Source organism: Paraburkholderia sp. RL17-337-BIB-A, assembly GCF_046025895.1.
Taxonomy (GTDB): Bacteria; Pseudomonadota; Gammaproteobacteria; order Burkholderiales; family Burkholderiaceae; genus Paraburkholderia; species Paraburkholderia fungorum_C.
Genome location: NZ_JARESY010000001.1, coordinates 271,881 through 296,110, shown reverse-complemented (window position 1 = coordinate 296,110; position 24,230 = coordinate 271,881). Strand labels below are relative to the sequence as shown.

Annotated in this window: 25 protein-coding genes and 1 riboswitch; of the genes, 6 read left to right on the top strand and 19 right to left on the bottom strand. The window is 63.7% G+C overall.

The window, feature by feature from the left end; translation table 11 throughout:
- Positions 1 to 57: 57 nt before the first annotated feature.
- The 18 genes from hisB to P0D84_RS01320 form a co-directional block, all read right to left on the bottom strand.
- Complete coding sequence (gene hisB, locus P0D84_RS01405) at positions 58 to 645, bottom strand: imidazoleglycerol-phosphate dehydratase HisB (RefSeq protein ID WP_408331800.1); 588 nt, start codon at positions 643 to 645, stop codon at positions 58 to 60.
- A 117-nt stretch (positions 646 to 762) separates the two neighbouring features.
- On the bottom strand, positions 763 to 1,833 hold the full coding sequence (gene hisC, locus P0D84_RS01400) for a histidinol-phosphate transaminase (RefSeq protein WP_408331798.1): 1,071 nt from the start codon (positions 1,831 to 1,833) through the stop codon (positions 763 to 765).
- 178 nt (positions 1,834 to 2,011) lie between these two features.
- Complete coding sequence (gene hisD / locus P0D84_RS01395) at positions 2,012 to 3,334, bottom strand: histidinol dehydrogenase (protein ID WP_408331796.1); 1,323 nt, start codon at positions 3,332 to 3,334, stop codon at positions 2,012 to 2,014.
- 59 nt (positions 3,335 to 3,393) lie between these two features.
- Complete coding sequence (gene hisG / locus P0D84_RS01390; protein ID WP_408331794.1) at positions 3,394 to 4,089, bottom strand: ATP phosphoribosyltransferase; 696 nt, start codon at positions 4,087 to 4,089, stop codon at positions 3,394 to 3,396.
- Positions 4,086 to 5,348, bottom strand: a complete 1,263-nt coding sequence (murA, locus tag P0D84_RS01385; RefSeq protein ID WP_408331792.1) for a UDP-N-acetylglucosamine 1-carboxyvinyltransferase — start codon at positions 5,346 to 5,348, stop codon at positions 4,086 to 4,088. The genes hisG and murA overlap by 4 nt, the downstream gene beginning before the upstream one ends.
- Positions 5,349 to 5,459: 111 nt before the next feature.
- Positions 5,460 to 5,699: a BolA family protein gene (locus tag P0D84_RS01380; protein WP_408331790.1), complete on the bottom strand. Its 240-nt coding sequence runs from the start codon at positions 5,697 to 5,699 to the stop codon at positions 5,460 to 5,462.
- Positions 5,700 to 5,714: 15 nt separating this feature from the next.
- Positions 5,715 to 6,479 (bottom strand): ABC transporter permease, encoded by a 765-nt coding sequence (locus P0D84_RS01375; protein WP_408331788.1) that lies wholly within the window; start codon positions 6,477 to 6,479, stop codon positions 5,715 to 5,717.
- Positions 6,476 to 7,408: an ABC transporter ATP-binding protein gene (locus tag P0D84_RS01370; protein ID WP_408331786.1), complete on the bottom strand. Its 933-nt coding sequence runs from the start codon at positions 7,406 to 7,408 to the stop codon at positions 6,476 to 6,478. Before P0D84_RS01370 ends, P0D84_RS01375 begins: the two co-directional genes overlap by 4 nt.
- Positions 7,409 to 7,577: 169 nt before the next feature.
- Positions 7,578 to 7,871, bottom strand: a complete 294-nt coding sequence (locus P0D84_RS01365) for an STAS domain-containing protein (protein ID WP_408331784.1) — start codon at positions 7,869 to 7,871, stop codon at positions 7,578 to 7,580.
- The gene (locus P0D84_RS01360) at positions 7,868 to 8,500 is read right to left on the bottom strand and encodes an MlaC/ttg2D family ABC transporter substrate-binding protein (protein WP_408331782.1); all 633 of its coding nucleotides are present in this window, start codon (positions 8,498 to 8,500) and stop codon (positions 7,868 to 7,870) included. The genes P0D84_RS01365 and P0D84_RS01360 overlap by 4 nt, the downstream gene beginning before the upstream one ends.
- 118 nt (positions 8,501 to 8,618) lie before the next feature.
- Positions 8,619 to 9,686: an MlaA family lipoprotein gene (locus tag P0D84_RS01355; RefSeq protein ID WP_408331781.1), complete on the bottom strand. Its 1,068-nt coding sequence runs from the start codon at positions 9,684 to 9,686 to the stop codon at positions 8,619 to 8,621.
- An 11-nt stretch (positions 9,687 to 9,697) separates the two neighbouring features.
- Positions 9,698 to 10,261: an outer membrane lipid asymmetry maintenance protein MlaD gene (mlaD, locus tag P0D84_RS01350; protein ID WP_408331779.1), complete on the bottom strand. Its 564-nt coding sequence runs from the start codon at positions 10,259 to 10,261 to the stop codon at positions 9,698 to 9,700.
- 91 nt (positions 10,262 to 10,352) lie between these two features.
- A complete protein-coding gene (gene mlaE / locus P0D84_RS01345; RefSeq protein WP_172312138.1) occupies positions 10,353 to 11,120 on the bottom strand; it encodes a lipid asymmetry maintenance ABC transporter permease subunit MlaE in 768 nt (255 codons plus the stop codon).
- The gene (locus P0D84_RS01340) at positions 11,117 to 11,938 is read right to left on the bottom strand and encodes an ABC transporter ATP-binding protein (RefSeq protein WP_408331776.1); all 822 of its coding nucleotides are present in this window, start codon (positions 11,936 to 11,938) and stop codon (positions 11,117 to 11,119) included. The genes mlaE and P0D84_RS01340 overlap by 4 nt, the downstream gene beginning before the upstream one ends.
- A 94-nt stretch (positions 11,939 to 12,032) precedes the next feature.
- Positions 12,033 to 13,136, bottom strand: coding sequence for a thiamine phosphate synthase (thiE, locus tag P0D84_RS01335; RefSeq protein ID WP_408331774.1), 1,104 nt, complete (start codon positions 13,134 to 13,136; stop codon positions 12,033 to 12,035).
- A complete protein-coding gene (locus P0D84_RS01330; RefSeq protein ID WP_408331772.1) occupies positions 13,133 to 13,948 on the bottom strand; it encodes a thiazole synthase in 816 nt (271 codons plus the stop codon). The genes thiE and P0D84_RS01330 overlap by 4 nt, the downstream gene beginning before the upstream one ends.
- A gap of 39 nt (positions 13,949 to 13,987) precedes the next feature.
- Positions 13,988 to 14,185, bottom strand: coding sequence for a sulfur carrier protein ThiS (thiS, locus tag P0D84_RS01325; RefSeq protein ID WP_120289231.1), 198 nt, complete (start codon positions 14,183 to 14,185; stop codon positions 13,988 to 13,990).
- Between the two features lie 86 nt (positions 14,186 to 14,271).
- Positions 14,272 to 15,402 (bottom strand): FAD-dependent oxidoreductase, encoded by a 1,131-nt coding sequence (locus P0D84_RS01320; protein ID WP_408331770.1) that lies wholly within the window; start codon positions 15,400 to 15,402, stop codon positions 14,272 to 14,274.
- Positions 15,403 to 15,639: 237 nt separating this feature from the next.
- Positions 15,640 to 15,763: riboswitch (TPP riboswitch) on the bottom strand.
- A 378-nt stretch (positions 15,764 to 16,141) separates the two neighbouring features.
- On the opposite strand from P0D84_RS01320, the gene P0D84_RS01315 reads away from it, so the two are divergent.
- The 5 genes from P0D84_RS01315 (at position 16,142) to P0D84_RS01295 (ending at position 21,754) form a co-directional block, all read left to right on the top strand.
- The gene (locus P0D84_RS01315) at positions 16,142 to 17,893 is read left to right on the top strand and encodes an ABC transporter ATP-binding protein/permease (protein WP_408331767.1); all 1,752 of its coding nucleotides are present in this window, start codon (positions 16,142 to 16,144) and stop codon (positions 17,891 to 17,893) included.
- Positions 17,894 to 17,916: 23 nt separating this feature from the next.
- Entirely contained in the window at positions 17,917 to 18,708 is a 792-nt protein-coding gene (locus tag P0D84_RS01310) for an SDR family NAD(P)-dependent oxidoreductase (protein ID WP_408331765.1), read from the top strand.
- 108 nt (positions 18,709 to 18,816) lie between these two features.
- Positions 18,817 to 19,542, top strand: a complete 726-nt coding sequence (locus P0D84_RS01305) for a response regulator (RefSeq protein ID WP_408331763.1) — start codon at positions 18,817 to 18,819, stop codon at positions 19,540 to 19,542.
- A gap of 203 nt (positions 19,543 to 19,745) precedes the next feature.
- Positions 19,746 to 20,486: a response regulator gene (locus P0D84_RS01300; protein ID WP_179734754.1), complete on the top strand. Its 741-nt coding sequence runs from the start codon at positions 19,746 to 19,748 to the stop codon at positions 20,484 to 20,486.
- Entirely contained in the window at positions 20,483 to 21,754 is a 1,272-nt protein-coding gene (locus P0D84_RS01295) for an ATP-binding protein (RefSeq protein WP_408331761.1), read from the top strand. The genes P0D84_RS01300 and P0D84_RS01295 overlap by 4 nt, the downstream gene beginning before the upstream one ends.
- Before the next feature lie 36 nt (positions 21,755 to 21,790).
- Here the strand turns inward: P0D84_RS01295 and P0D84_RS01290 are convergent, their stop codons facing one another.
- The gene (locus P0D84_RS01290) at positions 21,791 to 22,717 is read right to left on the bottom strand and encodes a tyrosine-protein phosphatase (protein WP_408331759.1); all 927 of its coding nucleotides are present in this window, start codon (positions 22,715 to 22,717) and stop codon (positions 21,791 to 21,793) included.
- Between the two features lie 251 nt (positions 22,718 to 22,968).
- On the opposite strand from P0D84_RS01290, the gene P0D84_RS01285 reads away from it, so the two are divergent.
- Complete coding sequence (locus tag P0D84_RS01285; protein WP_408331757.1) at positions 22,969 to 24,228, top strand: MFS transporter; 1,260 nt, start codon at positions 22,969 to 22,971, stop codon at positions 24,226 to 24,228.
- Positions 24,229 to 24,230 lie beyond the last annotated feature (2 nt).

Below are 24,230 nucleotides of genomic sequence, written 5' to 3'. Positions count from 1 at the left end.
GTGAAAGCGCAGCCGGTCCTGGTCGTAGTCGTGTTGAATGAGCGGGTAAATGCGCGCTTAAAGGCTGCCCTTGGTCGACGGAATCTGCCCCGCCGCGCGTTCGTCCAGTTCAACCGCCATGCGCAATGCCCGCCCGAACGCCTTGAACACCGTTTCCATCTGATGATGGGCGTTCAGGCCGCGCAGGTTGTCGATATGCAGCGTCACGCCGGCATGGTTCACGAAGCCACGGAAAAATTCGATGGAGAGATCGACGTCGAACGTACCAATGCGCGCGCGCGTGAACGGCACGTGGAATTCGAGGCCCGGACGGCCGGAAAAATCGATCACGACGCGCGACAGCGCTTCGTCGAGCGGCACGTAGGAATGGCCGTAGCGGCGAATGCCCTTGCGCTCGCCGATTGCCTTCGCAACGGCCTGACCGAGCGTGATGCCGGTGTCTTCGACCGTGTGGTGGTCGTCGATATGCAGGTCGCCATGCGCTTCGATTTCGAGGTCGAACAATCCATGCCGTGCAATCTGGTCGAGCATGTGATCCAGAAACGGCACACCGGTGGCCAGCTTCTGCTGACCGGTGCCGTCCAGATTGATCTTCACACGGATCTGCGTTTCGCTGGTGTTGCGAACGACTTCCGCAAGGCGCATGGTAATTCCTCGAATCTAGCTAGAAAGCGATAGTAGTGGGGGATGGGAACACGGCGGGCCGCGCGCACTTTCCCCGGTTGAAGGAAGCGCTTACGCGGCCATTCGGCACGCCGTTGCTCAGTGCAGCACGAGTTTCAGTCCGGCGATCAACTGGGCGTTTTCTTCGGGCGAACCGACGGTCAAACGCACGCAATTGACCAGCAATGGATGCATTTTACTCACGTTTTTGATCAGAACCCGCGCCGCCAGCAGCGTTTCGAACATAACGGATGCATCGGGCACCCGCACCAGCAGGAAATTGCCGGCGCTCGGGAACACTTCCGCGCCCGGCAATTGGGCCACGGCCTGCGCGAGTTTCGTGCGCTCTTCGCGCAGTTGCTCGGCCTGGGCGTCGAGCACGTCGATGTGGTCGAGAAGGAAATCGGCGGCAGCTTGCGTCAGCACGTTGGTGTTGTACGGCGGGCGCACCTTGTCGAATTCGGTGAGCCAGCCCGGCTTGCCGACCAGATAACCCAGGCGGATGCCGGCCAGCCCGAGCTTGGAGACGGTACGCATCACGACGACGTTGTCGAACGCATCGGCACGCGGCAGCCAGCTTTGCTGCGCGAACGGCTGGTACGCCTCGTCGATCACCACCAGGCTCTTATTCGCCGCGGCGATGATGCGCTCCATGTCCGCGTCGTCATACAGCGTGCCGGTCGGGTTGTTCGGATAGGCCAGATAGACGATCGCCGGTTCATGCTCGGCGATCGCCGCCAGCATTGCTTCGGTGTCGAGTGTGAAATCGGGCTTCAGCGGCACGCCGATGAAATCCAGATGCGCCAGCGTCGCCGACATCTGATACATCACGAAACCCGGCACGGGTGCGAGCACCTTGGCGCCCGGCTTCGCACACGCCATCGACATCATGCTGATGATTTCATCCGAACCGTTGCCGAGCAGCACGTCGCAACCCGCGGGCACGCCCATCACGCGTTTGATCTTTTCGATCAGTGCTTCCGGGCGCGGCGCCGGGTAACGGTTCAGCGCGACGCCGGCCAGATGTTCGCCGAGATGCGCAGCGAGCACCGGTGGCAGCGGAAACGGATTTTCCATTGCGTCGAGCTTGATATAGCCCGTGGCGTCCGGAACCGGATAGCTCGTCATCGCGAGCACGTCGCGGCGGATGATGTCTTGAGGTGTCGTCATAAGTCAGCGGAACGGTCCGCAAGGGAGATGCTGGTCTGGCATCGGCGCCAGGTTGGTCTGTCTGGTCGTTATTTAACGGGAAACCGCGGGGAAACCGTCGGTAAAGTTCGCGGGCATCGGTTCGATGCCCGCCTGCTCCCTCATTGGGTTCGCCGCATTCAGGCGCGGGTGCTCACCTTCAGCCGTTCTGCCGCATGCGATATTCGGCGCTGCGGGCATGCGCCTGCAGGCCTTCGCCATAGGCGAGTTCCGCGGCGATCTCGCCGAGCGTCTGCGCGCCTTCCGCACTGACCTCGATCACGCTAGAGCGCTTGAAGAAATCGTAGACGCCCAAGGGGGACGAGAACCGTGCGGTACGAGACGTAGGCAGCACGTGATTGGGCCCCGCGCAGTAGTCACCGAGGCTTTCGCTGGTATAGCGGCCAAGGAAGATGGCGCCGGCATGGCGGATCAGCTGGGCCCATTGATGCGGTTCCAGCGCGGAGATTTCGAGGTGTTCCGCTGCGATGTCGTTGGCGATCGCGCAGGCTTCGGCCATATCGCGCACCTTGATCAGCGCCCCGCGGCCTTCGAGCGACGCGCGGATCACGTCCTGGCGTGGCATGGTCGGCAGCAGTTCGTTGATCGCGTCATGCACGCGGGCGATGAACGCGTCGTCCGGACACAGCAGGATGGATTGCGCGAGTTCGTCGTGCTCGGCCTGCGAGAATAGGTCCATCGCGACCCAACGCGGGTCCGTGGTGCCATCGCACAGCACCAGGATTTCCGACGGCCCAGCGATCATGTCGATGCCGACCGTACCGAACACGCGGCGCTTGGCCGACGCGACATACGCGTTACCCGGACCGCAGATCTTGTCGACTGCGGGCACCGTTTCCGTACCGTATGCCAGTGCGCCTACCGCTTGCGCGCCGCCGATCGTGAACACGCGATCCACGCCGCCCAGCAAGGCCGCCGCCAGCACCAGCGGATTTTTCACGCCGTCCGGCGTGGGCACGACCATGACGATTTCGCGCACGCCGGCTACGCGGGCCGGAATCGCGTTCATCAGCACCGACGACGGATACGCCGCCTTGCCGCCCGGCACGTAGATACCCGCGCGATCCAGCGGCGTGACTTTCTGGCCGAGCACGGTGCCGTCGGCCTCCGTGTACTGCCAGCTATGGCTGCCGCACTCGATCTTCTGCTTCTCGTGGTAACCGCGCACGCGCGCCGCCGCCGCTTCGAGCGCCGCACGGCGCTTCGGCTCGAGGTTTTCGAGCGCCGCTTCGAGTTCGGACATCGGCAACTCGAGCGCCTCGACGCTCTTCGCCTCGACACGGTCGAAGCGCTTCGTGTACTCGAGCACCGCAGCGTCGCCGCGCGCTTTCACGTCGTTCAGAACCTGCGCAACCGAGCGCTCGATTGCTTCGTCTTCGCTCGCCTCGAACGCGAGCACCGCGTGCAGCGACTTCTGGAAGCCGGGAGCGCTGGAATCGAGTTTGCGAATCTTGGTAGACATACGGTATCCGTTTCGGTAAGGCGCGCTAAAGCGTGGTCAAACGAGCGTGGTCAGACTATTCAGGCCGCGGCGCCGGCCTTCGACGCGCGTTCGAACGCATCGAGGATCGGCCGCAGCGCGGCGCGCTTGAGCTTCAGCGCCGCCTGGTTCACAACGAGGCGCGACGAAATCTGCATGATCTCCTCCACCTCGACAAGATTGTTGGCGCGCAAGGTGTTGCCCGAGCTCACCAGGTCGACGATCGCGTCGGCAAGGCCGACCAGCGGGGCCAGCTCCATCGAACCGTACAGCTTGATCAGGTCGACGTGCACGCCCTTGGCGGCAAAATGCTCACGTGCGGTTTCTACGTACTTGGTTGCGACGCGCAAGCGGGCGCCCTGGCGCACCGCGTTCGCATAATCGAAACCTGCGGCCACCGCGACCGACATGCGGCAGCGCGCAATCTCCAGGTCGACCGGCTGATATAGCCCACTGCCGCCATGTTCGAGCAACACGTCTTTGCCGGCCACGCCGAAATCGGCTGCGCCGTATTCGACGTAGGTCGGCACGTCGGTCGCGCGCACGATGATCACGCGCACGTTCGCGTCCGTGGTCGGCAGAATCAGCTTGCGCGAGGTTTCCGGGTCTTCGGTGACTTCAATGCCGGCCGCGGCGAGCAGCGGCAGGGTCTCTTCGAAGATACGCCCTTTCGACAATGCCAGCGTAAGCGGTGCGCTCACGGCCGGCGAAGACGACGTTTGCGGCATCGAGCTCATGCCTGGCTCCCGGAGACGCGGCGCACCTTTGCACCGATGGCGTTGAGCTTGGTCTCCATCCGGTCGTAGCCACGATCCAAGTGATAAATCCGGTCGATCAGCGTTTCGCCTTCGGCGCGCAACGCGGCGATCACGAGACTCGCCGATGCGCGCAGGTCGGTCGCCATCACCTTCGCGCCGGACAGCTTCTGGACGCCGGTCACGAGCGCGGTGTTGCCGTCGATCGTGATGTTGGCGCCGAGGCGGTTCAATTCCTGCACGTGCATGAAGCGGTTCTCGAAGATCGTTTCGACCACTTGCGACGTGCCGTCGGCGAGCGCGTTCAGTGCCATGAACTGCGCTTGCATGTCGGTCGGGAACGCCGGGTATTCGGAGGTGCGGAACGTGACGGCGCTCGGACGCTTGTCCATGCGCACGCGCATCCAGTCGTCGCCCTCTTCGACCGTGACGCCGGCTTCGCGCAGCTTTTCGGTCACGGCTTCGAGGATTAGCGGACGCACTTTACGCAAAGTCACGTCGCCGCCCGCAGCCGCGACTGCGCACAGGAACGTGCCCGCTTCGATACGATCCGGAATCACGGTATGTTTCGCGCCGTGCAGCTTGTCGACGCCCTGGATGACCAGGCGATCCGTGCCGATGCCTTCGATCTTCGCGCCCATCTCGACCAGCAGATGCGCGAGGTCGCCGACTTCCGGCTCACGCGCCGCGTTCTCGATCACCGTTTCGCCTTCGGCCAACACCGCTGCCATCAGCAGGTTTTCCGTGCCGGTGACGGTGATCATGTCGGTCACGATGCGCGCACCCTTCAGACGCTTCGCGCGCGCTTCGATGAAACCGTGTTCGATCGTGATCTCCGCGCCCATGGCCTGCAGGCCCTTGATGTGCTGATCCACCGGACGCGCGCCGATTGCGCAGCCACCCGGCAGCGATACGCGAGCGTGACCGAAGCGCGCGACCAGCGGGCCGAGCACGAGGATCGACGCACGCATGGTCTTCACCATCTCGTACGGTGCGACGAGGTTATCGACCTTCGACGCATCCAGCGACACGCGCCCCTCACCGCTCTCGATGCGCACGCCCATCTGGCCGAGCAGCTTGAGCATCGTGCGCACGTCCTGCAAGTCGGGCACGTTCTCCAGATGCACCGGCTCCGCGCTGAGCAGACCCGCGCACAGGATCGGCAACGCCGCGTTCTTGGCACCCGATACGACGACTTCACCCGATAGCGGGTAGCCACCTTCGATGATGAGTTTATCCATGCCTGTCTCTTCCTGACTGACCCGGACTTCGGCCGGGGCTGCTTTGACTGTGTTCGACGCGCCGCTACCGGCGTCGCGTCCTTCTTGAGTAATTCGCACTAAATTTCCAGATTACGCGGACTGCCATTCGGCGGGCGTCAGCGTCTTCATGCTGAGCGCGTGGATTTCCTCGCGCATGCGGTCGCCGAGCGCCGCGTACACGAGTTGATGGCGCTGGATCAGACGCTTGCCTTCGAAACTCGGCGAAACGATGGTCGCGAAGAAATGCTGACCGTCGCCTTCGACTTCGAGATGCTGGCAAGCGAGCCCAGCCGCAATGTATTGCTTGACCTGTTCGGGAGTCGGCAACATGAGAGAAGCTCCTGATCAGTGGCGCAGTTTGTAGCCGGTGGCGAGCATGCGCATCGCCACCAGTGCCAGCACCACGAAGAAACCGGCAACGATCGCGAGGCTCACGAGCGGATTGATATCCGACATCCCGAAGAAACCGTAGCGAAAGCCGTCGATCATGTAGAAAAAGGGATTGAGCCGCGACACTTCGCGCCACACCGGCGGCAGCGTATGCGTCGAGTAGAACACGCCCGAGAGAAACGTGAGCGGCATAATCAGAAAGTTTTGAAATGCAGCAAGCTGATCGAACTTCTCGGCCAGGATGCCGGCGATCAACCCGAGCGTGCCGAGAATCGCCGCACCGAAAATCGCGAAAAGAATGATGTAGAGCGGCGCGCTGAAGCTGACCGGCACGAACCAGATCGTCACGATGAACACGCCAAACCCGACCGACAGACCACGTGCCACAGCGGCCAGCACGTATGCGCCGAACATCTCGTAATGTGACAAAGGCGGCAGCAGCACGAACACCAGGTTGCCGGTGATCTTCGACTGGATCAGCGAGGACGAGCTATTCGCAAATGCGTTCTGCAACACGCTCATCATCACGAGACCGGGAATCAGGAAGCTCGTGTACTCGACGCCCGGATAGACTTCAACATGACCGCGCAACGCGTGGCCGAAAATCGTCAGATAAAGGAGCGCCGTGATGATCGGCGCCAGCACGGTCTGGAACGCCACTTTCCAGAACCGCAGGATTTCTTTATAAAACAGCGTGCTGAAACCACTGTAACCGTTCATGCAAGCCCCTCGATCACTTCCGGACCGTTCATTACCTGAACGAACACATCTTCGAGGTCGGCTTTACGGACCTCGATTTCTTCGAATGTACAACCCGCCGCGCGGCACTGCGCGAGAATCGGTTCGACCTCGTCGTAGCTTGTGAGCCGCAGCAGATGCTGGCGGCCATTGCCGTTGCCCGCGCCGCTTTCCACTTCGAGCGGACGCAACTCGACCGGCAAGACGCCTTGCGCAAAACGCAGGAACAACTGCATGCCGGCAAAGCGCTGCAGCAGCGCGCTGGTGCGCTCGAGCGCGACCACTTCACCGCGCCGCAACATCGCAATGCGGTCGCACAGCGATTCGGCTTCTTCAAGATAGTGCGTGGTCAGCACGATTGTGTGACCTTCGCGATTCAGCCGCGAAATGAATTTCCACAGCGTTTGACGCAACTCGACGTCCACGCCTGCAGTCGGCTCGTCGAGCACGATCACCGGCGGCCGGTGCACCAGCGCTTGCGCCACCAGCACGCGGCGCTTCATGCCGCCCGACAGCGCACGCATGTTGGCGTCGGCTTTGTCGGTGAGGTCGAGATTGGCCATGATCTCGTCGATCCACGCGTCGTTATTGCGCAGGCCGTAGTAGCCAGACTGGATGCGCAAGGTTTCGCGCACGGTGAAGAACGGGTCGAATACGAGCTCTTGCGGCACCACGCCGAGCGCGCGGCGTGCGTCGCGGAAATCGCTGACGACGTCATGGCCGCGTACCGCGATGCTGCCTTCATCGGCGCGTGCGAGACCGGCGAGGATGCTGATGAGCGTTGTCTTGCCCGCGCCGTTCGGACCGAGCAGTCCGAAGAACTCACCTTCTTCCACCGTGAGGCTGACGCCCTTGAGCGCCTGCAAGTCCTTGTAGCGCTTCTTGACGTTACGAATTTCTATGGCTGACATGACTGTGGGCCGCGTGTGTCGCGGCGCCTAAAGGAGCCCTGAGGGGCGCAAAAGTGCTGGAAGGGACGAAATTGGGGCCGGTTTTCTGCCCCAAAAAACGTTTGATTATAGGGCAAAAATCAGCAGCCCCGGCTCAGCCGGGGCGATTGGGAGTGACGCTATTGGAGCGTCAATGTCGCGTCGGTAGAAGGGTATCGACGCCGTAGGCTTGTGCGAGGCTGGCGAGACCAGCCGGCAAATTGACTATCTCGAACTTGACGCCGCGTGCCTGGGCGGCTCGCTCCCACGCGAGCAGAACGGCCAGCGCGGACGAATCGAATTGCGCGAGCGACGCGCAATCCACACCGTTCGCGCCTGCGGCGATGCGCTGCAGACCCGCGGCGAGCGCGGCTTTCGCGCTCGCGTGGGTCAGCGTCGCGCCGCATTCGAAGCGGCTGGCGACGGCGTTCAGCACCTCGCTCACGACTGCTTGCCCGCAGCCAGTTGCTGATTGCGCTGCGTGAGGAACTGGATCAGCCCGTCTACGCCCTTCTGCTGGATCTGCTCGTTGAACTGTTGCTGATACGCCTGGATCAGCCACGCACCGAGTACGTTGATGTCATACACGCGCCAGCCGTTCGGCGTCTTGTACAGGCGGTAGTCGAGTTCGATCGGCGAGCCGTTGTTCATCACCACCGAGCGCACCACCGTGTCGGTGTCGTCCGGGTTCATGCGGAACGGCTTGTACTGGATCTGCTGGTCGCGGACCTGGGCGAGCGCGCCCGAGTACGTGCGGATCAGCAACATCTTGAATTGCTCGACCACGGCGTTTTGCTGCTCAGGCGTAGCAGTGCGCCAGTTGCGGCCCATTGCCAGTTGCGTGGTGCGGCGGAAATCGGTGTACGGCAGAATCTTTTCGTTGACGAGCTGGGTGATGTGCGAGATGTCGCCCTGCTGAATCGACTTGTCGGCGCGCACCGCGTCGATCACCTGCTGGGTGACCGTCTTGATCAGGCCGTCCGGCGAATTGGCGTCGACCGTTTGTGCCGAAGCGCCGGCACTGGCGAAAGAGAACAATGCAGCGAAGAACGGAATCAGGAATAGTTTTTTCATATCGAGCTTTGCTTGCCTTAAAAATAGTGCAACCGTTTGAGCCGACATTAGCACGCGAGTTCAGCAGCAATCCATGCGCAAACTGCGAGAGTCGTTTCGAGGTGTTACGGCTGCACGATCAACGCAATTTGAATGACGGAAAGTTGAAACGCGTCGGCGGGACCAGCTGGCCGGCGGGGATCTGCGTCGTTTCCGGACCGCCGTTCAGATCGAGCGGCGGCGATTCGGCGCTGCCGGAGGCGGCTGCCGGGGCTGCCGCCTGGCCGGTCGCTCCTGCGGTTGCACCCGCTGCCGAAGCAGCTTGCGGCGGTGTCGCTGCTGCCGTACCGGAAGCAGCGGCCGCCTTCGCAGCAGCACCCTGCGTGCCCGCCGCACCAGCCGTGCCGGTCATGGCGCCGGCCGGCGCCGCAGCCGCGCCGCCGTCGACGTCGTCGTACTTCGGCAGCGGCGCTTCATCGCCGTAGTTCGGCAGCGCCTGCGCTTGCTTGCCGTCCGACAGCAGATACTGACGGCGTTGCAGATAGGCGTTACGCACGAACGAGTATTTGTCGAGGGCGGCGCCTTCCAGCACGTCGCTCGCGTTCAGCAAATTCGCACGCGTGTTGATGACGTTCAGGCCGTACAACGCCCAGCTCAGACCATCCGGATGAATGTAGCTGAGCGGATTCACATAGTAGTTGCCGACCGAGCCGACCGCGTCGCGCACCGTGCTCGGGCCGAACAGCGGCAATACGAGATACGGACCCGCCGGCACGCCGTAGTGGCCAAGCGTCAGGCCGAGATCGTTGTCGTGTTTGGGCAGCTTGGCGAGCGTCGCCACGTCGAACAGACCGCCGACGCCGAACACCGTGTTAATCACGATGCGCATGATGTCCTGGACACCATCGGTGATCTTCAATTGCAGCAGGTTGTTCGCCGCGATGTAGACGTCGCCGATGTTCGAGAAGAAGTTCGTGACACTGTCGCGCACCGGTTGCGGCGTCACAAACACATAGCCCTTCGCGACCGGCTTCAGCGCGTACTGGTCGAGCTTGTCGTTGACGGTGAAGATCGTGCGGTTCAGGCCTTCGAGCGGATCGCCCTTGGTCGGCGTCTGCACGGTCGAGCAGCCGACCAGCGTAGCCGTCGCGAGCGCGAACGTCGCCATCTGGACGGCGCGCACACCCTTTGTGCCTATGGTCTGCATTTTTGTTCTCCTTATTGACCGGCCGCGCCGGAGGCGGGCAGAGTCGGCGCCGCCGGCGCGGGCGCCGTGGCGGGGCCGGCCGCCGGGGCAGCCGAACCCGCGCCCGGCTTGGATGCGCCCGAGTCCGCGGCCTTGCTATACAGGAATTGTCCGATCAGGTTTTCCAGCACGATCGCCGATTGTGTCATCGAAATCGTGTCACCCGCCTTAAGCATCTCGCTGTCGCCGCCGGGTTCGAGCCCGATGTATTGCTCACCCAGCAGACCCGAGGTCAGGATCTTCGCCGAGGTGTCTTTCGGAAACGGGTATTGCTTGTCGATGTCGATCGTGACGACAGCCTGATAGGCATTGCTGTCGAAGCCGATCGAATCGACCCGGCCGACCGTCACGCCCGCGCTCTTCACCGGCGCGCGCGCCTTCAGGCCACCGATATTGTCAAACTTGAGCTTGACCGGGTACGTTGCCTGAAACGACAACGAGCTCATGTTGCCGGCCTTCAGCGCGAGAAAGAGCAACGCCACGAAACCCAACACCACGAACAGGCCGACCCAGAAGTCGAGAGCAGTCTTTTTCATCGTCATCCCAAAGTGAATCCGCCACGCCGCTCCCGCTCCCGTCACGCGCAATCCGAGGCGCGCCCGCTGACCGGAAGCGTGCAGCGCGGTCTTAACTGAACATCAGCGCGGTCAGCAGAAAATCGAGGCCGAGCACCGCAAGCGACGCATACACGACCGTCTTGGTCGTGGCGCGCGACACGCCTTCCGGTGTCGGCTTGGCTTCGTAGCCCTGAAACAGCGCAACAAAGGTCACCGCGAGGCCGAACACCACGCTCTTGATGACCCCGGCACCGACGTCGCGCCAGACATCGACGCCGCCTTGCATCTGCGACCAGAACGCGCCGGCATCGACGCCGATCAGCAGCACGCCCACCACATAACCGCCGAACACACCGACCGCGCTGAAAATCGCGGCCAGAATCGGCATGGAAATGATGCCCGCCCACAGGCGCGGCGCCACCACCACTTTTACGGGGTCCACCGCCATCATTTCCATGGCGGTGAGTTGCTCGCCCGCCTTCATCAAGCCGATCTCGGCCGTGAGCGACGTGCCGGCGCGACCGGCGAACAGCAGCGCCGTGACCACCGGCCCGAGTTCGCGCACTAGCGAAAGCGCGACCAAAAGCCCCAACGCCTGCTCCGAACCGTAGCGGTTCAGCGTGTAATAGCCCTGCAGACCGAGCACAAAGCCGACGAACAGCCCCGACACGGCGATGATCACCAGCGAATAGTTACCCACGAAGTGGATCTGCTTCGTGACAAGGCGCGGCCGGCGCAGCAGCGGGAAAAATTCGAGCAGCAGCCGGAAGAAGAAACGCGTGGCATAGCCGGCCGTGCCCAACCCGTCGATCACCGAGCGACCAAGCGCACTGATCATGACTGACCTCCGCCGATGCCGAAGTCCGCCGCGAGCGGCGTCTTGCTGGGGTAGTGGAATTTGAACGGGCCGTCGGGCGCGCCGTCGATGAACTGGCGCACCGTAGCGTCAGTCGACGCACGCAGTTCGGCCGGCGTGCCTTCGGCGTGCACCCCACCGTTGGCGAGGAAATAGACGTAGTCGGCAATCGCGAACGACTCCGGCACGTCGTGAGTGACGAGGATCGACGTTGCGCCAAGTGCCTGATTCAGCGCGCGAATCAGGTTTGCCGTGATGCCGAGCGAGATCGGATCGAGGCCGGCGAACGGCTCGTCGTACATCATCAGTTCGGGGTCGAGCGCGATGGCGCGGGCCAGCGCCACGCGCCGCGCCATACCGCCGGAAATCTCCGACGGCGCCAGGTCGCGCGCACCGCGCAAGCCGACCGCGTTGAGCTTCATCAGCACGAGGTCGCGGATCAGTTCTTCGGGGAGGTCGGTGTGCTCGCGCAGCGCGAAGGCGACGTTTTCGAACACCGACATATCGGTGAACAACGCGCCGAACTGGAACAGCATGCCCATCTTGCGACGCAGCGCATACAGGCCGTCGCGCGTTTGCGCGCCGATGTCCTGGCCCTGAAACAGGATCTGGCCGCGCTGGGCGCGCACCAGACCGCCGATCAGTCGCAGCACCGTGGTTTTACCGCAGCCCGAGCCGCCCATGACCGCGACGACCTGACCGCGCCTGAAGCGCAGATTCAGGTTCGACAGGACGAGCCGGTCGCCATAACCGAAGTCGACGTCGCGCAGCTCGAGTAGGGTCTCGGGGGAGGAAGACACGAAACTGACAGTCCTTTTACACGGAAGGCCGAATTATAGGGCCATCATGCAAAAGCTGCCTTGAGATGCCCAGTCCCTTTACCCAACTTGACGATTATTGCGTAAACGCATGTTGCAGCGCAGAAACCGCGGCGGCCGGATCGGCGGCCTCGGTCACGGCGCGCACAACGGCCGCGCAGCCCACACCGGTCGCCAGGACGTCTGGGAGCACCTGCAGATCGATCCCGCCGATCGCCACCAGCGGCACCACGCCGTCGAGCAGACGCACATATCGCGCGAGGCGCTTAAGGCCCTGCGGTGCGGTCGGCATGACCTTGGTGGTGGTCGGGAACACCGCGCCCAATGCCACGTAGCTTGGCCGGAAATGCAGCGCCTTCAGAATCTCGTAGAAACCGTGTGTCGACAGACCAAGCCGGATGCCGGCTGCGGCAAGCGCGGACAGATCGGCGGTGTGCACGTCTTCCTGGCCGAGGTGGACGCCGTAGGCGCCCGCTTCCAGCGCGGCTTGCCAGTGATCGTTGATGAAAACCTGGGCTTCGTGCTCGCGGCCCACGGCGACGCAGCGGGCGATTTCGCGCTTCAGTTCGTCCGCGGGCTCGGCCGATTTGCGGCGCAACTGCACCGTTTTCACGCCGAATCCCACCACCCGTTCGACCCATTCCGCAGTCGGCAGCACCGGATACAAGCCGAGCCGGTCCGGGCAACGCGCGAACGCTTGCGCCGGCGCGGCCGGCAGGCCGGCCAGGCGCGGAAAGTATGCGATATCGGCCGGAAATGCGTCGTCCGCCCTGGTTTCGTCGCCGTCGCGCCATGCGAGAGCCAGCACCAGCGCGTCATGCGGATCGAAACCACAGTCCAGAAACGCGGCCAGCGCAGCAATCCAGTCTTCCGCCAGATGACCCTCCAGAGCGTATTTCTCGCCGCCCAGATGCAGCGTCGCCGTATTCTCCGCGGCAACGATCACGCCGGCACCTTGTACCTGCCAGCGCGCCACCTGCTCGCCATGCGGCTGCGCGTCGGCGACGATGATCAGATCGCCGCCGTTCGGCTCATCCGGCGCGGTCAGGCAGATGCGCCACGGCACATGCGTCGGCGGCCATTCGCCCAGGCGGGCGCGGATCCGCTCCGCGGCTTCGGTGAGTTCATCGGCGGGCGGCCAGAAAAGGTCGCGGCCCGTCAAAGGCAAAGTCTGCGTCATACGGCGCTCCCATCTTGATGCCAGAACGGCATGCCGACCACCGGCGTGCTCGCGTGCGCGCTTTCGCGCTCGGCCATCGGCCCCGCCAGGAAAGCCTGGCGGCCCGCTTCGGCGCCCAACGCAAAGGCGCGCGCCATCGCGTCGGGATGCGTGGCTTGCGATACCGCAGTGTTCAACAGCACGCCGTCGAAGCCCCATTCCATCACTTGCGCGGCATGCGAGGGCACGCCGAGACCCGCGTCGACGATCAGCGGCACATCGGGCAGCCGTTCGCGCAATACGCGCAGGCCGTACGGATTGATGACGCCCTTGCCGGTGCCGATCGGCGCGCCCCACGGCATGAGCGCTTCGCAGCCCACATCGAGCAGACGGCGGCCGATCACGAGATCTTCGGTGCAATACGGCAGCACCTTGAAACCGTCCTTGATCAGTTGTGCAGCCGCTTCGATCAGGCCGATGGGATCGGGCTGCAGCGTGTAGTCGTCGCCAATCAGCTCGAGCTTGATCCACTCGGTTTCGAAGATTTCACGCGCCATATGCGCGGTGGTCACCGCCTCGCCGACAGTCAGGCAGCCGGCTGTGTTTGGCAACAAAGGCACGCCGTGGCGCTTGAGCAGATCGAAGAAACCGGCTTCGGCGCCGCCTTCGTTCATCTGCCGGCGCAGCGCGACGGTCACCATGCCGGGGCGCGCGGCGTCGATCGAATCCGACAGCGATTGCAGCGACGGATAGCGCGAGGTGCCGAGCAACACGCGGCTCGCGAAGCTTTGGCCGTAGAGCGTGAGCGCGTCGGCGGTGTGGAGGGAAGTCATTTGCATAGTCCTGGTCTCCGGCAATGCGTGGCGCGGCGTTTAGCCGCCGGCCACGGGTTGCACGACATCGAGCTTGTCGCCCGGCTGCAGCGCGCGTGCCGCATGTTGGGTACGCGCGACGAAATCGCCGTTCAGCGCGACCGCGAACGGCGGACGCGCGCCGAACGCGGCGAGCGCATCGGCGACAGTCGCGCCATCGGGCAGCGACAACGGCTTCTGATTGATATGAATGTCCATGGTGTTCGAATACGGTTCAATCGATGACGGTAGCAGCGCGGCGCGCTTATTTGCGTGCGGTTAGTTCATCAGCAGGCGCGCAACGCTCATGCCGGCTCCCGCGTGGAATCCAGGTGAAACAGCTCGCTCCAACGCGCGGCACTTTGCCAGTCGGCGAAAGCATCGGCGTCACCGATGCGGCCGTCGAGCAGCGCCGCGGCGAAGCGCACGGCTTCGTCGGCGACTTCGGGCACGATCATGTAGCCGTGCCGGTACAGGCCGTTCACGCGCAGTGTTTGCGCGCCATCCCACAGCAGGGCCGGACGGTGGTCCGGCAAAGTCGGGCGGCACTGCGAATTCAGTTCGAGGATGCGTGCCTCGCCGAAGCCGGGATGCACGGAAAACGCCGCGCTCAGCAGTTCGAGCGCCGAGCGCACGCTGACGGGCGACATGTCCTCGCCTTCCACCTCGGTTGCGCCGATTACGTAGAGATCGTTGGGCTTCGGTGCGATATACAGCGGATAGCGCGGATGCAGCAGGCGGACCGGTCGCGTCAGCTTGATACCCGGCGCATGCACGCGGGCGACTTCGCCGCGAATGCCGCGCAGCGTGGGCAACACGGGCTTCGCGCCCAAACCGCGGCAGTCGATCGTGATGCGCGCGGGCGGCAACGCATGGTCGTCGACCGCTGTGTTCCAGTGCGTTTCGACACCACGCTGGGCGAGGCCCGCGGCGAGCGCGGCCAGCACCTGGCGGTTATCCAGCTGGCCTTCGCGCGGCAGCAGCCAGCCCTGGTTGAAACGACCCGCCAACGCCGGCTCAGCGGCACCGACCTGAGCACCGGTCAGCGTGACGAAGCCGCCGTCGAGCAATTCAGCAGGCGCGTTCGAGCGCACCCGGCGCTCGAACAACGGCGCTTCGGTGCGGTCGGCGTGATGCCATACGACCAGCGTGCCATTGCGCTGGAAGAACACCGGTTCAGGCAATTCGGCCAGCACTCGCGGCCAGGCGTCGAGCGAACTCGCGCCCAGACGGGTGATCAGCAGTTCCGCACTGGCGGCTTCGGCAAGCGGCGCCAGCATGGCGGCGGCGACCCAGGCCGCGGCTTGCGTGCCCGCGGCATCGCCGCGCTCATAGAGCGCAACACGGTGCCCCTGCCCGGCGAGACGCCATGCGACGAGGCGCCCGCACAGCCCCCCGCCGAGTACCGCGAAATCAGGTTGAGCAGAACGATTCATCGCGCCCACCCCGAGTCGCAACGGCAAGCAGGGCTAAAGCAGCACGGCGCGCCGGCACAACTGACGAGCGCGCGGCCGAAAGCAAAACACGCAAAACACATATCTGAAGAATAGGCGGTCATCGAGTCCTTTCCGTACGGCCAAAAACGCACGTACCCAGGACGAAACCGGCGGGCAAGGCCGGCCGGGCAACACGCGCGTCCAATGACGGACGCCGCCCGGCGGGGAATGGAAGACTGGCTGCTTCCGGAAACTTCCCGCGCCGGTATTACCCGGATCGGGTGCAAAGGGTCTCTCTCAGCCTCGCCGCCGCTGCGTGAGAATCACGCAGCCTGTGGGCAAAGCACCCCTGTTTCGTCGAAGGTCATTAGACCATAAAAGGCGCGGCGCCCGCAAACCGATGGGCTAGCCCTCGCACGCCGTTGATCCGGCACCATCTTTCGCTTCATCAATACGGCCGAGCGCAGCGCTCTGGCACAATGCCAACACCGGATGCCGCAGGAGCCACGCGCGTGCGACATGCTTGGCCGCATGCGCGAGGGCGGCATCGCGGCGAGGCCTTGAAGCGGAAATTAATTTTCACTTAAGGGCTTCGCGCCAGAATCGGACGCTCACCCGGACGCTAATTCGTCGAGCACGACGCCCGGGCACGCACCGCAAACCCGACGTAGGCCGGCCTCACACAGGCCAGCCTCGATGGGCCGGCCCCCGGATGGGCCAGCACTTCATCAGGATGCTCATGACACCGAATACCGCTTCCAGCCCCGCGCTGCCGCCGGACGAAAAAGTCTCCGCCTGGAGCCTGATCAAACCCTATTGGATTTCCGAAGAACGAAAAACGGCGTGGGGGCTGCTCATCGCGATCATCGTGATGAATCTGCTCGTCGTGTGGATCAACGTGCGCCTGAACCACTGGAGCGCCGACTTCTACAACGCATTACAGACCAAGAACGTCCACGACTTCCCGCACCTGCTGATGGTGTTCTCGGGGCTCGCGTTCGGCTTCATCATTCTTGCGGTGTACGGTCGCTATCTGCGCCAGATGCTCGGCTTTCGCTGGCGCCAGTGGCTGACCACGCGTTATCTCAACGAGTGGCTGCACGACAGCGCCTTCTACCGGATCGAACGCGACCGGCTCACCGACAATCCCGACCAGCGGATCAGCGACGACCTGCAATCGTTCGCCACCACCACGCTCTCGCTGACGCTCGATCTGCTGTCCACGGTTGTCACGCTGGTCTCGTTCATCACGATCCTGTGGTCGCTGGCCGGCGCGCTGACCATTTCGCTCGGCGGCATGCCGTTGCAGATTCCGGGTTACATGGTGTGGGCCGCGGCACTGTACGCGGTGGTCGGCTCGCTGATCATCCAGAAGGTCGGCCATCCGCTCGTGTCGATCAATTACCAGGCACAGAAAGTCGAGGCGGATTTCCGTTTCGGCCTGATCCGTCTGCGTGAAAACGCCGAGCAGATCGCCTTCTACGACGGCATGGAGACCGAGAAGAAGAACACCCACTCGCTGTTCGCCCGCATCCGCGACAACTGGTGGCAGGTGATGAAGTACACCAAGCGGCTCACCTTCGTGTTGAGCTTCTATGGTCAGATCGCGATCATCTTTCCGCTGGTGGTGGCGGCCCCCCGCTACTTCGCCGGCGCCTTCACGTTCGGCGTGCTGATGCAGATCTCGAGCGCATTCGGCACCGTCAGCGATTCGTTCTCGTGGTTCATCAACAGTTACGGCACCCTGGTCGAGTGGCGCGCTACCGTGAACCGGTTGCGTGAATTCAAGCGCATCGTGCATGCGCCGCGTCTGAAGGAATCGGTGTCGCCGGCTACCGCGCATGGCGGCATCAATCTGCATTTTGTCGACGAAGACAAGCTTTCCACCGAAGGCCTGCAGCTTGCGCTGCCGAACGGCAACCCGCTGTCGCGCATTCGCGATATCGCGATCAAGCCGGGCTCGCGCTGGCTGGTGCGCGGTCCGTCCGGTTCGGGCAAGAGCACGCTGATGCGCGCGCTCGCCGGCTTGTGGCCGTTCGGCGACGGCTCGATCGACGCCCCGGTCAACGCGCGCATGATGTTCATCCCGCAAGTGAGCTACATGCCGATCGGCACACTGAAAGCCGCGCTCACCTATCCGTCCTCCGCGGACACCTACACCGACGAAGAATGCCGCGAAGCGCTCGTCACCTGCCACCTGTCGGAGTACGCCGACCGCCTGCAGGAATCGGGACACTGGACGCGCATTCTGTCGCCGGGCGAACAACAGCGCCTCGCCGGCGCTCGCGTCTTGCTGCACAAGCCGGACTACTTGTTCCTCGACGAAGCGACCAGCGCGCTCGATGCGGAAAACGAAGCACGTCTCTATCACCTGTTCACCGAGCGGCTGCCGAAGGCGGCGATCGTCAGCGTCGCGCATCGCGAATCGCTGGCGGCGTTCCACGGCGACACGCTCGACGTCGAGCGCTCGGGCGAACCGATTGCCGCGTGAACAGCGAGAGCCAGGTAAGCGACATGAGCGGCACGACTGGCACGCGCGGCGCCGAGCTTGATCGCGTCGTCCTGATTACCGGCGCGGGTTCCGGAATCGGCGCGGCACTGGCCCGGCGTATCGCCGCGCCGCGCACCGCCTTGATGCTGCACACACGCGGCGCCGACGACGAAGCGCGTCAGCGTCTTGCCCAGGTGGCCGCCGATTGCAGCGCGAACGGCGCACGCTGCGCGACAGTGTTCGGCGATCTGGCCGAACGCGGCGCCGCCGAACACGTGATTCATCAAACACTCGCGAGCTTCGGTGCGCTCGATCAACTGGTGGCGAACGCGGGCCACGCGCAACGGCAAACGCTGAACGCACTCGACGCGGATGCGTTCAGCGCCGCCTTCGCCGCCATGCCCGCCGCGTTCGCCGCGCTCGTGAAGCGCGCGACGCCCGCATTGGAAACCTCGAAGCGCGGTCGCGTGGTCGCGCTCAGTTCGTTCGTCGCGCATCGCTATCGCGCGGATGCACCGTTCGCCGCCACGGCGGCGGCGAAGGCGGCGCTCGAATCGCTGGCTAAAACCGCGGCCGCCGAACTTGCGCCACATGGCGTGACGGTCAATTGCGTGGCGCCCGGCTATACCCGTAAAGATCGCGGCCCCAGTGCCGACAATGCGTCGGTGTGGACCCGCGCCGCCGAAGCGACGCCGCTCGGTCACGTCGCCGAGCCCGCGGATATCGCGGCGCTGATTGCGTTCCTGCTTTCCGATGAAGCGCGCCATATCACCGGCCAGGTGATCCATATCGACGGCGGCCTCACGTTGGGCTAGGCAATAGGCCAACTAGCTGCATCGCCTGCTTGCTGTTCCTTACGCGAGAAAGGATTCGAAAGCGTTACGCGCTTTGCGCCGCTCGCGTAGCTCACTAAGATGACCTGGATGAACCCATCCATTCTGGTCGTCGACGACGACCCCGTCGTACGCGAGCTCGTCAGCGGATATCTGCTAGGGCGTGGCTTCAAGGTGTCCACGCTCGAACACGGTATGGCGTTGCAACGCACCTTGCAGGACGAGCGTCCCGCGCTGATCGTGCTCGACATCATGATGCCGGAACTCGACGGCATCAGTGCGCTGCGCGCATTGCGCGTCGCCGGCGACGATATTCCCGTGATCCTGCTCACGGCGCGCGCCGATCCGATCGACCGCGTGATCGGCCTCGAACTCGGCGCCGACGACTACCTCGGCAAGCCGTTCGAACCCAGCGAACTGGTCGCGCGGATTCGCACGGTTCTGCGCCGCCGCGGCACGCTTGCGCCGAGTGCGCCTGAGCACCGCGCGCCCTATCGCTTCGGCCGTTTCGAAGTGAATTTCCCGGCGCGCGAATTGCACCACGATGGCGAGCGCATTGCGCTGCGGTCGAGCGAATTCGCGATACTCAAGGTGTTTGTCACACACGCGATGACCGTCCTCACGCGCGCGCAGTTGCTGGAGAAACTGCATGGCAATAGCGAGTTGTATCGCAATCGCAGCCTCGATGTGTCGATCTGGCGTTTGCGGCGGCTGATCGAAGTCGATCCGTCCCAGCCTCGTTATGTGCAAACCGTCTGGGGACGCGGCTACGTGTTCGTGCCGGACGGTGAAATCGGCGCGGCGCAACTTAGCTGATGGTCCGCGAGCCCGTCGCGCAAAGTCCTCGGCGGTGATCCCGGCGACCACGATCTATTGCCGAATATGGCAGCCGCGAACGATCCGGTGAACCTTTGCTGGCGGCCCTCACACCCGAACCACCCAAGACGGCGCGGCTTTGCGTAAGCATTGGTAAGAAAACAGTCGGTCGCGCGTCGCGCACGCCAGTCTAGAATTTCGCCATGAATCCACAGGTCCTTATCGTCGACGACGACCCGGTCGTGCGCGATCTGCTTTGCAAGTTTCTGCAGACGAACGGCTTCGACGCGTCGGTGCTGCACGACGGCACCCATCTGCAACGCCGGCTCGAACGTGAGCGGCCGTCGGTCGTCGTGCTCGACATCATGATGCCGAACACCGACGGCCTGCGCGCGCTCACCGCGTTGCGCGCCGCCGGCGACGACATTCCGGTGATCTTCGTGACGGCGCGCGGTACGGTGGCCGACCGCATCGTCGGGCTTTCGCTTGGCGCGGACGACTACTTGACCAAGCCGTTCGACCCACGCGAGCTGCTCGCGCGCATCCATACGGTGTTGCGCCGCCGTGGGCCGTCCACCACGAGCGCGCCGGAAGCTCGCAAGCCGTATCGCTTTGGCCCGTTCGAACTCGATTTCGCCACCCGCTCGCTGTCGCGCGACGACTCAAAGCTGCCACTGCGCGACAGCGAGTTCGCGTTGCTGAAGATCTTCGTCAACAATCCGTACAAAGTGCTGTCGCGTGTGCTGATTCACGACCTCGTGCATCGCGACAATCTCGCCTTCCGCGACCGCAGCCTCGACGTGCCGATCTGGCGCCTGCGCCGCGTGATTGAAGACGATCCGTCCAATCCCTGCTACGTGCAGACCGTACGCGGCAAAGGCTACGTGTTCGTACCCGACGCCGACGGCACGCCGTTCGCCGACGAGGCCGCCGCAAACGCATGAGAAATCCGCTGAACACGCTGTTCGGCAGAATGGCGTTGCTGTCGACGGCGGTCCTGTTCGCGATTCAAGCGTGCTGGTTCGTGCTGGTGGTGATGCAACCGCCACGCCACGAAATCGACGGCTTCGCGCGCGGCCTTCTGCTGGTGCTGCAGGCGATCAACGGCGAACCGATGAAGGGGGCCGCGCTCGCGCCCGCTATGCGTGTACACCTCGTGCCCACCTGGAACATGCCGTCGAGTGTCCATCTGCACACGCCGACCGTGCGTCCGTTGGTCGAATTGAGCCGGCATCTGCGTGAGAACCTGCCGCCCGGCACGCAGATCGCCGTCGACGACCTGCGTCCGCCGCAGTTATGGGTACTGTTTCCCGGCAAGTCGAACTGGGTCGTCGTGCCGGTGGACGTGCCGCCGCGCCCGCGCTTCCTGATCGAATCCATTTCAATGCTGCTGGCCGCGCTGCTTCTGTCGCTGTTCGCGGTCTGGCAGATGCAGCGGCCACTGTCCCGCGTGGCGGATGCGGCTCGCGCGTTCGGTTCAGGCGGCCGGCCGGAACCCGTCACTGTGCAGGGTCCGCGTGAGCTGCGCGATCTGATCGGTTCGTTTAACGACATGATGCGGCGCCTGAACGAAGCCGGCGACGACCAGGCGGTGATGCTGGCCGGCGTCGCGCACGATCTGAAAGCACCGCTCACGCGGCTCAAATTGCGCGCGAGCGTGCTGGTCGCGGAAAACGAGCGAGCCGGACTGATCCGCGACGTCGACTCGCTGACCAACATCGTCCAGCAGTTTCTGGAGTTTGCCGGTCAGTCCGCCGACGCGGGGCCGCCGATCGAAGTCGACGCCTTCCTGCGCGAACAGTTTTCCGCCAGCGACAGCACCGAGACGCCGCTTTTCGCGCTCGATCTGCGCGCGGGTTCGTCGTTCACGCTGCCGCGCACCTTACTCGACCGGCTGGTCACGAACCTCGTCGACAATGCGCTCGAGCACGGCTCGCCGCCGGTGGATATCGCCACGTCGCGCAATGATCGGCATTGGGTGATCAGCGTGCGCGACCACGGCCCGGGCATTCCCGACGAGCGCATCGCCGCGGCAATGAAGCCGTTCGTACGGCTCGACGCCGCACGTGGCGGCGAAGGTCATTGCGGCCTCGGTCTCGCGATCGTCGCGCGGCTCGCGCACGATCGCGGCGGACGCTGCCATGTGCGCAATCATGCGCAAGGCGGCCTCGAAGTACGGATCGAATTGCCGGTCGGGCCAACGCCAACGTGAGAACGGTGGAGAAGGGTTGAGCCCGCAGAGCAGGCGTCAGACGACCAGGCGGCTGCGCAAGGTATCGATGGTCGCTTGAGACATGCCCAAGCCTTGCGTCAGATAGTTCGCCATCGTGCCGTAGCTCGCCTGCACCTGATCGAAACCCGCCTGCAGATAATTTTCCTCTACGTTGAACAAGGGCGACACGGCCGTGGCGACGACATCGCCATCCTGCGCACGCAACGTGGCGGCCTGCGCCTGGATCGACTGGGCCAGATAGACGTTGCTCAGCAAATAGTCCTGCATGATGACGTCGAGCGGCACATTGGCGATGCTGAGCAGGAGAGCCGCGGCCCAACCGGCACGGTCCTTACCCGCGTTGGAATGAAACAGTTGCGCGCCGGCGCCGTTGGCGAGCCGTGTGAGGAGTTGCCCGTAACCGATGCGCTGGGCGGCGCCGGTGACATAGGCGCGCGCCTGGGCTTCCATGAACGCGACGGCGGCGCCTGCCGTGTCGAACGTGGGCGCGACGAAGTCGCTGGTGCCGAGGACGTCGAGCGCCTGCAATGTCGCACCGGCCGGCAGGATATCCGCGGTGCGCGAGATTTCGCCGGGCGTGCGCAGATCGTAGACCGTGACGATGCCGAGTTTGACGAGGGCGGCCGCATCGACGGCGCTCGGGGTCAACGCGTTCGCGCGATAGAAGGCGCCGCGGCGCATCTGCTTGCCGTCGACAGTGGGATAGCCGGTGGCCGCACCCGCTACATCGCGAAAGTTGTTCACCGACGCGAGGCGTTGCGTTGCCGGCTGATCAGCGTCCAGATTTCCGCCCCCGCAAGCCGACAGCAGCGAACTGCTCATACCGGAGAGCAGCAGCACACTTACCGAGGATTTCAGGAACGCACGGCGCGATTGATCTGCCCGCAAAGGCGTGCTCGCGAAACGGCGGGACGGCGAGCAGGTCTTTGCGGTTGCGGGCATGAGCGGTGGCGAGGTGGCGAGCGCGGGCGTGAGGAGGATTGTCGCAGCTTGAACGCTGCCGGTGCAGTTTAACGACGGTCAATAGTTTTTGGGTTACACGGTAGTAGTTCGTAAGGAACTGGAATGGAGTTCTTACGTCGCCACCATTTTTGACCACACTGGCCGCACAACACCTCGTCCCCTTAGAATACAAAAACCCGCGATCAAGCCGCCGAAAGGCAAAAAAAACACTTGGAGACCCCAAAAAAAACATGCCCTCTCTCCAATGGTTCACCGAACTGACCCAGCGCGAACGCCGCACCCTTTATGCTGGCTTCGGCGGCTACGCAGTCGACGCCTTCGATTTCATGATCTACTCATTCCTCATTCCGACGCTCATCGCGACATGGGGCATGACCAAAAGCGAAGCCGGCATGATCGCGACCAGTTCGCTGATTTCATCGGCGGTCGGCGGCTGGCTCGCCGGTATCCTCGCCGACCGCTACGGACGAATCCGTGTTCTCCAGTGGACGATCGCCACCTTCGCGATCTTCACCTGTCTGTCCGGCTTCACGCACTCGTTCTGGCAACTGCTCACCACCCGCACGCTGCAAGGCATCGGCTTCGGCGGTGAATGGTCGGTGGTGACGATCATGATGGCTGAAACCATCCGTTCACCTCAGCATCGCGCGAAAGCCGTCGGCACCGTGCAGAGCAGTTGGTCCTTTGGCTGGGCCGCGGCGGCGATCATCTATTGGGCGTTCTTCGCGCTGCTGCCGGAGCAGTACGCATGGCGCGCCTGCTTCTGGATCGGCCTGCTGCCCGCGCTGTGGATCATCTACATCCGCCGCAATGTCAGCGATCCCGACATTTTTCTCGAAACGCGCCGCGCTCGGGAAAGTGGCTTCGATAGCTCGCATTTCCTGCAGATCTTCTCTGGCGCCCACCTGAAAACCACCTTGCTCGGCAGCGCGCTCTGCACCGGCATGCTGGGCGGCTACTACGCCATCACCACCTGGCTGCCGACCTATCTGAAAACCGTGCGCCATCTGTCGGTCTTCAACACGAGCGGCTATCTGATCGTGCTGATTGTCGGCTCGTTCATGGGCTATATCGTCGGCGCGATTCTGTGCGACAAGATCGGTCGGCGCGCGTCGTTCGTGCTGTTTGCGATCGGTTCGTTCGTGCTCGGCATGGTCTACACCATGCTGCCGATCACCGACGGCATGATGCTCGCGCTCGGCTTTCCGCTCGGCATTGTCGTACAAGGCATTTTCGCGGGTGTCGGCGCGTATCTGTCGGAGCTCTATCCGAATTCGATCCGTGGCTCGGGGCAAGGCTTCTGCTACAACCTCGGTCGCGGTCTCGGCTCGTTCTTTCCGATCCTGGTGGGTACACTGTCGCAAACCATGACGCTTGTTAAGGCGATGGGTATTGTTGCCGGTTCGGGCTATCTGCTGGTGATCGTCGCCGCAGTGTGTCTGCCGGAAACCAAAGGCAAAGTGCTCGGCGCGACCCGCCCTACCGCCTGAAA